Origin of the sequence: Oceanospirillum sanctuarii (genome assembly GCF_002150805.1) — a bacterium.
In the GTDB taxonomy this organism is placed as follows: Bacteria; Pseudomonadota; Gammaproteobacteria; order Pseudomonadales; family Halomonadaceae; genus Oceanospirillum; species Oceanospirillum sanctuarii.
Window position 1 is genome coordinate 234,912 of the sequence record NZ_MTBA01000004.1, and the last position, 13,124, is coordinate 248,035.

Sequence of the window (13,124 nt, forward strand, 5' to 3'; positions counted from 1 at the left end):
CTCTGTTAGTGGTTCAATTGAGCAGATAATCAGGAAGCTGCTGCTTCAGAGATCAGCTTTTTCAGCTCACCGGACTGGTACATCTCGATGATGATGTCACAACCGCCAACCAGCTCGCCCTTAACCCACAGCTGAGGGAAAGTCGGCCAGTTTGCATACTTAGGCAGTTCGGCACGGATATCCGGGTTATCCAGAATATTAACAAATGCGAATTTTTCTTCACAGGCCATCAGCGCCTGAACAGCCTGAGAGGAGAAGCCGCACTGTGGCATCTGTGGATTACCCTTCATATACAGCAGGATAGGGTTGTTTTCGATCTGTTCTTTGATGGTATCTAAAGTCGTGCTCATGTGCGTTCCTTAAAACAGGGAAAAGCATTTACGGGTATTAACCGACTAATAAGGTCAATTTTACCGTGCTTCATTTAAAAATACAGCCTCAATAGCGGTTATTCTATCAATCCAGCTCGAAGGGCCCTACTGGCTTCGCTTTTTCGAAAACCAATCGTTTTTTTAAAATGCGACTTTATTGACAGCGACAAGTTTTGCCTTTAGCTTTAATCTTTTGGTCATCTTCTCGGCAGCAACTCGCTGCCGTTTTCTGTTTTGGGGCTACAGTTTTTTGATCCCTGTTCTCGTTTACTGAGAATAACTGAGCATCCATAACCTGCGATTACCTTGCGCGTCATAAGAAGGCCGAGAAAAAACCGACTTCAGTTGCGGGCAAGCGTCCGGGTTTCGGGCCTGTATCACTAGCTGAACAGATACAGACATCGCCCTAAAGAATACAAGCTAAAACTGATTTATCAGGATACCAACCCTATATAGCAGTATCCGTGAACTCTTTTATTGGAATTCGAGAAAATGGCAAGACACTTTTTAACCCTGCTGGACCTGTCTCCGGAAGAACTCAACTACGTTATTGAGCGGGCTATCACCATTAAGAAAGGCCTGAAGGCTGGTGAAATCTATGAACCGCTGAAAAATAAAGTTCTGGGTATGATTTTTGAAAAATCGTCTACCCGAACCCGAGTATCCTTCGAAGCCGGTATGACCCAGTTCGGTGGCAGTGCCATTTTCCTTTCTCCGCGCGATACCCAACTGGGCCGTGGCGAGCCGGTTGAAGACAGCGCCCGTGTACTATCTGAAATGGTAGATGCAGTGATGATCCGTACCTTTGATCACGCATTGGTTGAGCGCTTTGCTGAGTATTCCAGCGTTCCTGTGATCAACGCACTGACTGACGATTACCACCCATGTCAGCTTCTGGCAGATGTACAGACCTTTGTTGAGCTACGCGGCAGCATTCAGGGCAAAACCGTGACCTGGGTCGGCGATGGCAATAACATGTGCAATTCTTATATCAACGCGGCCCGTCAGTTTGATTTCCAGCTGAATATTGCTTGTCCGGAAGGTTTTGAGCCGCTGCCGGAACTGCTGGAAGCCAACAAAGATCGCATCAAAATTTTCCGCAAGCCGGAAGAAGCTGTAGCTGGCTCCCACCTGGTTGTCACCGATGTATGGGCCTCCATGGGTCAGGAAGAAGAACAGAAAGAACGTGAGAAAGCTTTTGCCGGTTATCAGGTAACTACTGGAATGATGGATCTGGCGGATAAAGAAGCCCTCTTTATGCACTGCCTGCCTGCTCATCGTGGTGAAGAAGTCAGCGCTGAACTGATGGATGACGACCGTGCAGTGATCTGGCAGGAAGCGGGCAACCGTCTTCATGCGCAGAAAGCCTTGCTAGAATTCCTGATTCTGGGCAAAATTGAGAATAACTCTTAATTGCTTTTGCACGGCAGATTCACAATAGCCCGGGAGTTACTTCCGGGCTTTTTCATTTTTAGTCATGGTTTATCTGTCCTCTGCCACCCAGTAAGGAACCCTGAATGAGCACTCTGCTTCAGGTCGACAACATTGAATGCCGCTACGATCAACTGGTTATTACTCAGGAGATCGGCTTTGCCCTCAATCAGGGTGATATCTGCTGTCTTCTCGGTCCCAGCGGCTGCGGTAAGACCACACTGTTACGCACCATTGCAGGTTTCGACCCTGTTTACACTGGCTCTATCACGCTTAATGGCGAAACCATCTCGGCTCCGGGCTTTATGGTTCAGCCCGAAGAGCGCCGCATCGGTATGGTGTTTCAGGATTACGCCCTTTTCCCACACCTGACACTGGCTGAAAACGTCGCCTTTGGCCTGCGAAAACTCAGTGATCAGGAGCGCAAAGAGCGTGTAGCTGAGATGCTGGATCTGGTGAACATGAGTGATCTGGGACACCGCTACCCTCACGAGCTTTCCGGGGGTCAGCAACAGCGTGTGGCACTGGCCCGGGCACTGGCTCCCCGTCCGCAGATGATACTGCTGGATGAGCCTTTCTCGAATCTGGATTTCGAACTGCGCAAGCATCTGGGTCTGGAAGTGCGTCGCATCCTGAAAAGCCTGAACATCAGCGCAATTCTGGTAACCCATGATCAGACTGAAGCTTTTGCAATGGCTGATTATGTCGGCGTACTGAATCAGGGACGCATGCAACAGTGGGATACCCCTTACAACCTGTATCATGAGCCTCAGAATCGCTTTGTGGCTAACTTTGTGGGTCAGGGTTACTTCATCCCCGGCAAACTACAGAATCACTGCAATGTAACAACTGAGATCGGCACTATCGAAGGTAACCGCGCCTACCCTTGGCAGGACGGCACGCCGGTTGATGTTCTACTGCGCCCGGATGACATTATTCATAATCCTCAGGGACCGATTGAGGCCACTGTGGAACAGTTTACCTTTACCGGTTCAGCAACCCTGTATCGTCTGAAGCTGCCATCCGGTCAGGTTGTAGAATCCATGTTCAACAGCCATGCGGAATTCAATATCGGTGATACCGTGCGTCTTGAAGTGAAAGCAGATCACTTGATTCTTTTCCCACAGCCCGGCGCTGACATTGTTGAAGCCCCAGCGGCATTGGCAGAAGCCAGCTGATCGGCTAAGTATTTACAACGCTAATCAGCAAGCATAAAAAAACCACTCAAATCCGAAAGATTGAGTGGTTTTTTATTATCCGAAAATTCTCTCTATCAGCTGTTAAGCACCCGCTTGGTCTGTAGCTTTCACATCGTTCTTTGAGATCTCCAGTACCTTTTGGCGCTTTCGGCGGATATAAAGCGTTCGCATCACACGGGCAACCAGCTCACCGGATTCATCCAGAATCTGTACTTCAAACTCCGGCAGGTACTTTTCACCGGACGCTGTCTTCTGGCGAATATCATCCAGCATCTCCTGAGTGACTCGAAACTCTGCCCGCACTGTCGAGCGCCCCGGCTTAATGTAGTCGATATGTGCAGCCTTATCCCAGACCACATAATCACGCCCCAGACTCTCCGACAACATCAGCATATAGAAGGGATCCGTCATCGAATACAGAGAGCCGCCGTAGTGAACACCAACATAATTCCGGTTATACCAGCGTAACTTCATACGAACACGGGTATAGGAATAATCCTTTGTCAGCTCTTCGACTTTGACACCAGCACCAAGCAAAGGTGGCCAGAGGGAGATTCCCCATTTCAGAAATGCAGCTTTCACAACTCAACCCTCTTCAAGAACAGAAAACACTCAGAAACCGATAACCGACAAAATAATTCAAACAACCGTTTGATATTAAAACAGAGACAAAAAAAGGAAGGCAAGGCCTTCCTTTTTAAAACCTGATAAACAATTAATCAGCTTTTGATATCCAGCAGGTTACCCAGGGATTCCTGATTGGTTCTGGCTTCAGCCTGCTTACGCAGCAGATCATTAGCCTGATCCTGAATACTGCTGTAGGTGCTTTGCTGCTCAGTAGTCTGAGCCGTCTGGCTGACCTGATTACTTGGGGCTGAACTGATCGGCACACCACCTTTTACCGCATCCGCAGAAACACCCGCGCTTGAGGTCGGCTGAGTCGTGCCGGATTCCTCCTGGCGACTTTCACTGGCAGCGTCCAGACGTTGCTGTGCCTGATTGTTAGTGCCGGCAGCCTGACGGTTGATCAGGGTGACCTGTGAAACAGACGATTCAATCATGTTGGCCTCCAGGAGATAAAATTAAACCCATGTTGTATTTGTTGTGACCAACAATACAGACATGGGTTCAATATAGCGCTTAAATTGTGCTTTCGAAAGTGAAAGCCACGATAAACTCTATCCTGAGTTTATCGCTAACAATTAAGACTTAGGCTTGTCGTTCTTGATGAAGTAGATCAGACCGCCAAAGAAAGCAATAGCACCACCGATTACCAGAAGGCTAGCGAATACAGCATCATCCATATACATAGTCATCACCTCAGAGGGTTCGTTACATCATTAAACAAATCAACTGAGGTCAGATTAGCAAGGAGTTGGGGGGACAAACCCTGCCCCAGATCAAACTAATTAGCCACTTTGTATATAGCTGCAGCCCGCATGTGACAGGGGTCAATAAATTAACCCTGCTGCTCCAGAGTAAGCTGAATGAAACTACCGATCGCCTCTAATTCAGCCACACAAACTTCATGCGCCATCGGATAAGGATGCCACTGAGACTCCCCCGCCTGCTCTTCAGTCAGGGTTGCTGCCTTACGCCCCATAGTAAAAGGCACCACATCATCCTGCGAACCATGGCCGTGCCAGAACACCATCTTATTAAGCTGAGGATGGACATCTTCTACCGGCAGTGCCTGATAGGTTGAGAGCGCCAGGGTCGCTGCAGGTTTAACCACTTCACCTTTCTCATCAGCATAACGGGCTCCATTCAGAGAAGCCTCCAGCACAACCGCACCGCCCTGAGAAAAACCGATCCAGAAGATACGATCCTCCGAAATACCCTCCGCAATCTGCTGTTGAGTCAGATCATGCAGGCCTTTAGCGGCATCCTTAAGGTGCTCAGGTACAATCTCGCGCTCCGGCAGCATTTTCAGAATGTCGTACCAGGCAGGCATCTCCCAGCCACCGTTAATAGTTACAGGACGGTTGGGAGCCTGCGGAAACAGAAAGCGGACTTTGGCGGACTCCGGCAACTTCAGATAAGGCACCGCAGGAATAAAGTCATCAGCGCCAGCCCCCAGACCATGCAGCCAGATCACACAGGTATCCGGTTGGGGTGAGGTTTCGATCTTTTTCATGCCTTGGGTAAACATCATCATTAATTCTCTGTATCCGTTAATCTGTCGCTAATTTGTCGTGAATCAGGCTGGATTTTGCCCTTTTATCTCATTATTTTTAAGATATCTTTGAAAACAGACTGCAATTTCTTTATGCTGCCGCACGTCTGCATCTATCCATCTCAACCAGATTCTACGCCATGCCGAAGCTGTTTTTTATCATAACTGCTCTTCTGGGAAGCCTTTTGCTTTCCGCCTGTAGCAGCTCGCCCTATGGCCCAGCCACCAGCAAGGTGCATCTGGTTAAGCCCGGTGAAACTTTTTACAGCATCGCCCGGCGCTACGAGGTAGATCTGGAGACCCTCTCCCGCTTCAATCCTAAGGTTGTCCCTCACCGCCTGAAAGCCGGCACCGAACTGCAGATTCCCGTTGAAGGGGCTGATATTCAGTCGCCAAGCATCCAATACACGGTGCAAAAGGGCGATACCCTGAGCAGTATTGCCGATCACTTTGCCGTGCCCCTGGGCAGCCTGAAGCAAAGCAACCCGGGAATTGATCATGATCGCCTCTATCCGGGACAAAAGCTGATCATCGGCGTTGCCCCCCGCAGAGCAGCCACAGGTTATATCTGGCCGATTTCTAACCCTAGACTGATCAATGGCTTTGGTGAAGAGAACTGGGGCCTTCAGAAAGGCGTTAACCTGCAGGCACAACCGGGACAAACCGTATTTGCCTCCAAAGAAGGCACCGTTAGTTTTGCGGGTGAGATGCGCAGTCTTGGCAAGGTGGTGATCATTCAACACCCGGGCGATCAGCAAACGGTTTATGCCAGCTGCGAAGCCTTAGTGGTGAAAGCCGGTGATACGGTACAGAAACGTCAGCCGATTGCCACCGTAGGCTTTAATACTCTGGTCAACAGAGCAGCTCTTCACTTCCAGTTCCGTGATCGGGGCGCGCCCCTCCCGCCGGAAAACTACCTGCCGATTATTGAGTAGCTTTTGGCCTGAAGGGTAAAAAGATAAAGATAACGTATGAAAAACCGCAGCCTTAGCTGCGGTTTTTGCGTTTGGTGATGGCATCCTGCAAAAAGCCTGCAGGCATCGCTTTGGATTCATTGGCAAAATCCGTTCGGGCACCGCTTTCATCCACCCAGCAACTGATCAGACGGGCAGGCGTGACATCAAAATAGATATTCCGTGCCCGGACAAAATCGATCGCAGGTAGCTGAAGCTCATCTTCCGCCATCTCTTCCAGCTCAATCTCATCCGCGCGGCGATGGCTGTGCTTAAAGCTTTCTGCCGCAACAAAGACCGGCACACCATGGTCCTTTGCAGCCAGCGCCACCAGATAAGTGCCTGCCTTGTTAACCACAGAACCATCTTCCAGCACACTGTCTGCTCCCAAAAGCACCACATCAGCATAATCGATAAAACAACCCAGCTGAGCTTCAGCGATATAGGTGGTTTCGATCTTCATCTCAGACAAAGCACGAGCCAAACGACGACCTTCAATCCCCGGGCGTGCCTCGGTCATGATCACTTTGCAGTCTGCGGTTTGCATCGTTTCCAGCACAGCCAGCACCGTGGTACTGAAGCTGTGAGTCAGAATCACACTGCCCGGTGGAATCTGCGGGCTCATCGCCTGAACAATCGAACGCCCCGCCTGAACCGACATCTGCTGCAGCGCCTCGGCCTGCTCCATCGCATACTGACGGGCATTATCCATCGCATCTTCCGGCATACCCGCCAGCTGATCGATCCAGCGCTGCATCATATTCCAGAGTACCGCCATGCTCGGACGCGCCAGTTGCATCTGCATCGCAAGATCCATCAGCTCACTTTTCAGGTCAGCGGGACTCTCAGCATCACAGGTATTGGCGTACTCTTTCAGATCTTCCAGAGCACTGCGGGAAAGCTCGCTGCCGCCTTTGCGTACATCCTCTTTTACCGCACGGATTCGACGCTCTTTGAACTGATCATTGTTGATATACATGCCGGGGACAATCCTTTTTGTTCAGATCCTGATCTTGTTATTTTAGCTTTCTGTTGGCTTACGTTTTCGCTTACATCCGGGCTTAAATAGCCGCGTAACAGCTTAGTTGCTTTAAGCTAGTGCCTGATGAAGCTCATTAAGACGGCTCACCACCGCCTGACGATCATTATCCGCCAGAGCCTGAGGCGTTACCAGCCAGGTGCCACCCACCACAGGTACGTTATTCAGTTCCAGATAATCAGCCATATTGCTCAGGGTAATGCCGCCTGTCGGACAGAAACGAATATCCTGCAAGGGAGCGCCCATCGCTTTTAACAGAGCGATACCACCGGCCGCTTCTGCCGGGAAGAACTTCTGCAACCCGAAGCCATAATCACGGGCGCGCATCGCTTCAGAAGGCGTCATCACACCGGGCACGAAAGGCACCGGGCAATCCTGCGCAGATTCCAGCAATTTATCCGTTGCACCGGGAGAGATAATAAAGCGGGAGCCTGCATCCACCGCAGACTGAATCTGATGGGCATTGAGCACAGTACCTGCCCCCACGGAAAGCTCCGGAAAATTGCGGTTCAGATGCTCAATCACCTGCAGCGCCTTTGAGGTGCGCAGGGTCACTTCAAGATGCTGAATACCTGCCTCAACAAAACAACCGCCAACCCAATCCGCCTGCTCTTTGGTTTCCAGCACCAGTACCGGCAGCACTTTCTGGTGGCTCAGTTGAGACAAAAACATGATAACTCCTCAGCATCTAATAATCGTTTCAGATATTACAGGCCGATAAATCAGCCTTGCTATATCCGGGGCTTAATATACCCCTTATTGAACCGGTCTGCGATCCAGCTTTTGCTTCAGCCGCCACATCATAACCGGTTGAGCCAGAACGAAAATCATCGTGATGGTACTCAGCAACACCATCCCCTGAAGCGCACCGGTTTCATCCGCCGTCAGCACCCAGGAACTCCCCACCGCAGCGATACCGGTCGAGACATGCTGAAAGGCAAACTGAGCCGATGTATAGGCCGCCCGCTCATGTCCTTCAGGCGTCATACTGGTGAGCGCATTTTGCGTCACCCGACGGGCAGAGGAGAACACCATAAAACCGGCAAAAATAAGCGGCACCCAAACCAGATCCGGCTGCTGCATAAAACCATACCAAAGCACCAGTGCCAGCCCGAGACAAACCACCGTTCCGGTTCCCAGGCTGCCAAAACGATCCGTCAGATAACCGGTGACCTGCATCCCGATCAGAGATGCCACGCCACCAATCATATAGAGTTCACCAATCCGTTCCCTCGGAAAGCCCAGATTGAACTGGATATAGGCCGACAGGTTAGGAATCAGCAGGAAGTTACCAAACATGGAAACCACCACCAACATCAACGCCCAACGGGTCAGCGACTTATTCAGCAAGGACAAAACACCTACCGCAGGCTTACCTTCATGCTTGCCTTTGTGGCCATCCATCTTTGGCAACAGCAGATAAATCGCCAGCAGTACCGTCACACCACAAAGAGCAATGGCATAGAAAGGCGTTTGCCAGCCATGCCAGTTCGCCAGCTCCAGACCAAAGGGAATACCCGCAATCGCCGCGACCGAGAAAGACCCCATGGCAATCGCCATCGCCCGCCCCCGACGTTTGGGCGGCACCACATCGATAATCATCGCCATACCGATGGCTGATGCAGGACCACCAAAGGCACCGGCACAGATTCGGGCGATCAGAAGTGTCACCTGATCAACCGCCAACGTGGCAGCAAAGGTACTGACCGAAAGCCCAGCCATGGCAAAGATAGCAATCGCCCGACGATCAAAACGATCCAGATGTCGACTGAGAAAGAAGCCGGAGGCTGCGGCAGCAAAGGTATAGCTGCCGCCGATCAAGCCCAGATCCGACATAGGAATATTCAGATCATGGGTAAAATCCGGCCCCAGAGGCATCACCATCATAAAATCGACGATATTGATAAACTGAATCAGGGTAACCAGAATCACGACCCGCCATTCGCCTGGCAGGGTATCGGAGTGTTGTGAATTCATCAGAACTCCACAGCCGGAACAGCAGGGCGCTGCGGGCTGAAATATGGGAATCAAAAAAAGGGGCCTAAAGCCCCTCTGAATTACTCAAGTATAACCTGATCAAGCAGTCAGCTCGACGATCAGGCATGAGAATAATTGGTCAACTAAAACTCTAACCTTTAAGTTAAGGTTTAAACTAATCCTGTAAACTCTATAAATAAACCTCTAACCCGCCAGCCCCAGATTACAAAACCAATAAAAGAGGAGATCGACGATGATGAAAATTGGCGAACTGGCCAAACAAACAGGGCTGGCAGCCTCACGTATTCGATTCTACGAGCGAGTTGGGCTGCTAAAGACCGTCACCCGGAATGCCAATGGCTACCGGGCCTATCCTCGGGAAGCTGTCACCGTTCTCAGACTTATCACCACCGCTCAAAAAGCCGGATTTAGTCTGGATGAACTAAAAACACTACTACCCTCAGATCTAGCCAGCTGGGATCATTCGTCACTACTGAGCGCGTTACAACAAAAGATCAGAGATATCGAAGAGCTGGAAATAAAACTGGCAGAAAGCAAGAAACAACTTCTTGAAATAGAAGCTGAAATTAAGGCAAAGCCGGATGATATGAATTGCTCCGATAACGCCAAACGCGTTCTGTCCCAATTCGGCCTTTCAGCGAGTACAGAGATTACAGAAATTACAGAGAGTACAGCGAAGAAAAAATCATAACGGGTATTGACCTTAAAGCTAGGTTCAAGGGCAGCATGACAGGCAGCCAATATGCTATTCAATTCCTTGTAATGACAGGAGCCTGCATCATGTTTCGGAGATTACGATGGCTTTTTCTGAGCCTGTCCATCAGCGCGTTAACAGCCTGCGCTTCTGCAGAAATGTCACCGGACAGGCAAGCAGGAGTATCGCCTGATAGAAAAGCGAATGTATCCCAAGTCAAAGATTCAATTCCGCCTTCTGATAGGAACAACACTATGCTCTCTGCTCCCAAAAAGATTCTGATTGTTCTGACCAATCATTCTGAATACCCGAACCGTAACGACGCCACAGGTCTTTGGTTAACCGAACTGACGCATTTTCTTGAGAAGGCTGAACAGGCTGGGTTTGAAACCACCTTTACCAGTCCGTTAGGGGGCAATGTGCCTTTAGACGAACGCAGTCTGGGCTGGCTCTACATGGATCGCAGTGCCAGAAGTTATCTGAATGACGAAATCTTTCAGGCCAGACTGAACAACACCCCAGCAGCAGATGAAGTTGATCCGACCGAATTCGATGCGATCTACTTTACCGGAGGCCACGGCGTAATGTGGGACTTCAGAGATAACCCTCCCCTAAAAAACGTTGCTGAGACCATCTACCGGAATGGAGGCGTTGTCTCAGCAGTCTGTCACGGTGTTGCCGGACTGATCAATTTAGAAGATGCCACAGGAAATCCTCTGATACAGAACCGTAACCTGACTGGGTTTTCCAACAGGGAAGAGCTGCTTTCAGGCCTGAAAGATGACGTCCCTTTCCTACTGGAGGATGAACTGAATAAAAAGGGAGCGCGCTACCAAAGCAGCTGGATTCCTTTTATTCCCCACGCCATTACTGATGGCCGTCTGGTTACCGGACAAAACCCAAGTTCAGCCAAAGCCGTTGCTGACCGTGTTATCGCGCTGTTGAAGGCCGAGAACCTTTAGCGCCCAGAAACGCCCCCCCGTATTCAAAGCCGCGCCACCAGCGCGGCTTTTTTATGCGCCAATCTTTTTACGTCTCCGTCCTTTTTAAGCGTTGACCTTAAACTTTACTTCAAGCTTAAGATCCTGCTAAACGACATTGATGAGGTAATCATGATGCAAACAATCTTAGGTGCTAACGGTCAGATCGGCCGGGAACTAGCCATCAGCCTGAAACGGGACTTCAACGCGCAGCTGCGTCTTGTCAGCCGGAAACCGGAAAAAATTCATCCAAACGACGAAGTTGTCAGTGCTGATCTGATGAATTATGAACAAACCCTCAAAGCAGTTGCAGGCTCTGACATTGTTTATATGACCGCAGGCCTGCCGATGAACAGTGAACTTTGGGCATCACAATGGCCTGGCATGATGCGCAACGTCATCGAGGCCTGTGTTACTCATAAGGCCAAACTGGTTTATTTCGACAACACCTATATGTACCCGCAAACCCATGAACCACAGGTGGAAGAAACACCTTTCTCACCCAACGGAGTGAAAGGTCGGGTACGCGGTCTGATTACCAAGATGCTGTTAGACGCTATGCATCAGAGGCGTCTGGAAGCTCTGATCTGCAGAGCTCCGGAATTCTATGGGCCGGGCAAAACACAAAGCATCACCAACAGCACCATCATCGACAATCTGTTAAAGGGAAAAGAGGCCAAAGTCTTTCTGCGGGACGATACCCAAAGAAGCCTAATCTTCACGCCAGACGCCAGCCGCGCCATGGCCCTGCTGGGTAACACACCTGATGCCTATGGTGAAACATGGCATCTGCCCTGTGACGACGAACGCCCAACCTATCGGGAATTTGTACAAACGGCAGAAGAGGTGTTCGCAACCCATAGAGGTTATCGGGTGCTTAAACACTGGCAACTTTGGATCGCTGCCCGCTTCAATAAAACGATTCGGGAGACAGAGGAACTTCTGCCCCGCTATAAGACAGACAATCTGTTTGTCTCGGATAAATTTAAAGCCCGCTTTCCCGACTTTCGCATTACGCCTTTGCGGGAGGGGCTGATTGCCATCAGGGCAGAACAAGGTATTCCCGATTATGTCGCAGCCGTTAATTAACGGCACATTTGGACAATAAAAAAGGGGAGATCTGAATAAACTCAGATCCCCCCTTTTTTATGCTGCAGACCTTTTCATTTCTGCGAATAAGGATTAATCATCCGCTAACAGAGTGATCAGAGGTTCCGGTGCATACAGGGCACTCTGGAATTCCGGTACATAGTCATATCTCAACATTTTCCCCAAGTCTAACGACCGGATAAACTGAGCAAAATTTCCCGTTCCCAGTTCAAGCTTTACGTCGTCATCATCCGTACTGGAGGCGTAACTCAACTGACGGGAAACCGCATGACCATAATTCAGCTCACCTGACACCGACAGATTGGTAAAGCTGTTTGTCACCAATGCGGGTTCTTCTGAGAGATCCTGCAGTTTTTGTGTTTCCAGAGCCATCTCAAGCTGCCCAGTTTGCGAGTCTAATACTCTGAAGACGATAGAGTCAGCATTATCCTGATACTCAATGGGAGTCAGCCACTTCGGCAGGTTATAGCCGACAACACCACGAACTCTGGCCAGCTCAGTATCCACCGGAAGTTTCAGCACATAACCCCAGAAATCCTTCGACATCGCCTGTCGCACCAGACTAACCGGCCCCATATTAAAATGCCCTGGCTTCTGCGTAATCACCGCCAGAGAAATTTCGTTGTACTCATCATTATCGCAATAGTGGTAAGCATAGGCAGTAAGGGCAACCAAACCTCTGCCCGGCCAGATCTGAAGCGGCTTAGCCTGTGCTAATACATCTCTCGGCATAAGCTCCCTGAGTCGATCCAGATCCGCAGTGTAGATCACCGTTACCTTGCTGTTGTGGTAATAAAAGTTCGGAGAATAGGATTCGAAACCGATATCAACTTTCTTCTTATCGAGAGTTTCAAACCAGCTCAGATCCGTCTGCGGAGATTCCTGTCGGATAACAGACAATGGCGGGTTAGACCGATAACGGTCATAAAGGCCATCTTTCACAACTGGAACGGAATATCCGGCAATATCGATCATAGCCTGATCACCAGAGGCCGAAGTATCAGCCAGAGCAAATGTCGACATTGCCCCAAGCAACAAAGCTGACGCAGAAAAACGTTTAAACATCGGGTACTTCCTCTTTCTTAGAAAAACCTTATCCGGGCAACTAAAACCCGAAGATGGTCGGAACGGCATAAGACCGCAGAAGAAAGACACCTTAAGGTTAAATCTAAC

Annotated in this window: 15 protein-coding genes; 6 read left to right on the plus strand and 9 right to left on the minus strand. The window is 49.9% G+C overall.

Annotation, left to right across the window (positions count from 1 at the left end):
- Positions 1 to 29: 29 nt before the first annotated feature.
- A complete protein-coding gene (gene grxD, locus BV405_RS08065) occupies positions 30 to 350 on the minus strand; it encodes a Grx4 family monothiol glutaredoxin (RefSeq protein WP_086480360.1) in 321 nt (106 codons plus the stop codon).
- Positions 351 to 863: 513 nt separating this feature from the next.
- Here grxD and argF point away from each other — a divergent pair.
- Positions 864 to 1,784, plus strand: coding sequence for an ornithine carbamoyltransferase (argF, locus tag BV405_RS08070; protein WP_086480361.1), 921 nt, complete (start codon positions 864 to 866; stop codon positions 1,782 to 1,784).
- A gap of 104 nt (positions 1,785 to 1,888) precedes the next feature.
- Complete coding sequence (locus BV405_RS08075; protein ID WP_086480362.1) at positions 1,889 to 2,980, plus strand: ABC transporter ATP-binding protein; 1,092 nt, start codon at positions 1,889 to 1,891, stop codon at positions 2,978 to 2,980.
- 102 nt (positions 2,981 to 3,082) lie between these two features.
- Here BV405_RS08075 and BV405_RS08080 read toward each other — a convergent pair whose 3' ends face one another.
- The 4 genes from BV405_RS08080 to BV405_RS08090 form a co-directional block, all read right to left on the minus strand.
- Complete coding sequence (locus tag BV405_RS08080) at positions 3,083 to 3,583, minus strand: DUF4442 domain-containing protein (protein ID WP_086480363.1); 501 nt, start codon at positions 3,581 to 3,583, stop codon at positions 3,083 to 3,085.
- A gap of 137 nt (positions 3,584 to 3,720) precedes the next feature.
- Positions 3,721 to 4,062, minus strand: a complete 342-nt coding sequence (locus tag BV405_RS08085) for a hypothetical protein (protein ID WP_086480364.1) — start codon at positions 4,060 to 4,062, stop codon at positions 3,721 to 3,723.
- 141 nt (positions 4,063 to 4,203) lie between these two features.
- Positions 4,204 to 4,311, minus strand: coding sequence for a cytochrome c oxidase subunit CcoM (gene ccoM / locus BV405_RS17995; protein ID WP_281251654.1), 108 nt, complete (start codon positions 4,309 to 4,311; stop codon positions 4,204 to 4,206).
- A gap of 149 nt (positions 4,312 to 4,460) precedes the next feature.
- Positions 4,461 to 5,159, minus strand: a complete 699-nt coding sequence (locus tag BV405_RS08090; protein ID WP_086480365.1) for an alpha/beta hydrolase — start codon at positions 5,157 to 5,159, stop codon at positions 4,461 to 4,463.
- 203 nt (positions 5,160 to 5,362) lie between these two features.
- Here BV405_RS08090 and BV405_RS08095 point away from each other — a divergent pair, with 203 nt between their 5' ends.
- Complete coding sequence (locus tag BV405_RS08095) at positions 5,363 to 6,112, plus strand: M23 family metallopeptidase (protein WP_176330083.1); 750 nt, start codon at positions 5,363 to 5,365, stop codon at positions 6,110 to 6,112.
- Positions 6,113 to 6,164: 52 nt separating this feature from the next.
- Here the strand turns inward: BV405_RS08095 and BV405_RS08100 are convergent, their stop codons facing one another.
- The 3 genes from BV405_RS08100 to BV405_RS08110 form a co-directional block, all read right to left on the minus strand.
- Positions 6,165 to 7,109: an eIF2B alpha/beta/delta subunit family protein gene (locus tag BV405_RS08100; protein WP_086480367.1), complete on the minus strand. Its 945-nt coding sequence runs from the start codon at positions 7,107 to 7,109 to the stop codon at positions 6,165 to 6,167.
- Between the two features lie 111 nt (positions 7,110 to 7,220).
- Entirely contained in the window at positions 7,221 to 7,841 is a 621-nt protein-coding gene (locus BV405_RS08105; protein ID WP_086480368.1) for a bifunctional 4-hydroxy-2-oxoglutarate aldolase/2-dehydro-3-deoxy-phosphogluconate aldolase, read from the minus strand.
- Between the two features lie 84 nt (positions 7,842 to 7,925).
- Complete coding sequence (locus BV405_RS08110; protein ID WP_086480369.1) at positions 7,926 to 9,146, minus strand: MFS transporter; 1,221 nt, start codon at positions 9,144 to 9,146, stop codon at positions 7,926 to 7,928.
- Positions 9,147 to 9,399: 253 nt separating this feature from the next.
- Between BV405_RS08110 and BV405_RS08115 the strand changes: the two genes are divergently transcribed.
- The 3 genes from BV405_RS08115 to BV405_RS08125 all read left to right on the plus strand — a co-directional run bounded on the left by BV405_RS08115 (position 9,400) and on the right by BV405_RS08125 (position 11,930).
- Entirely contained in the window at positions 9,400 to 9,858 is a 459-nt protein-coding gene (locus BV405_RS08115) for a MerR family transcriptional regulator (protein WP_217895604.1), read from the plus strand.
- A gap of 257 nt (positions 9,859 to 10,115) precedes the next feature.
- Positions 10,116 to 10,823 carry a type 1 glutamine amidotransferase domain-containing protein gene (locus BV405_RS08120; protein ID WP_086480370.1) on the plus strand — a complete coding sequence of 236 codons (708 nt, stop codon included), beginning with the start codon at positions 10,116 to 10,118 and terminating at the stop codon, positions 10,821 to 10,823.
- A 150-nt stretch (positions 10,824 to 10,973) separates the two neighbouring features.
- Positions 10,974 to 11,930, plus strand: coding sequence for an NAD-dependent epimerase/dehydratase family protein (locus tag BV405_RS08125; protein WP_217895605.1), 957 nt, complete (start codon positions 10,974 to 10,976; stop codon positions 11,928 to 11,930).
- Positions 11,931 to 12,023: 93 nt separating this feature from the next.
- Here the strand turns inward: BV405_RS08125 and BV405_RS08130 are convergent, their stop codons facing one another.
- The gene (locus tag BV405_RS08130) at positions 12,024 to 13,016 is read right to left on the minus strand and encodes a hypothetical protein (protein WP_217895606.1); all 993 of its coding nucleotides are present in this window, start codon (positions 13,014 to 13,016) and stop codon (positions 12,024 to 12,026) included.
- Positions 13,017 to 13,124 lie beyond the last annotated feature (108 nt).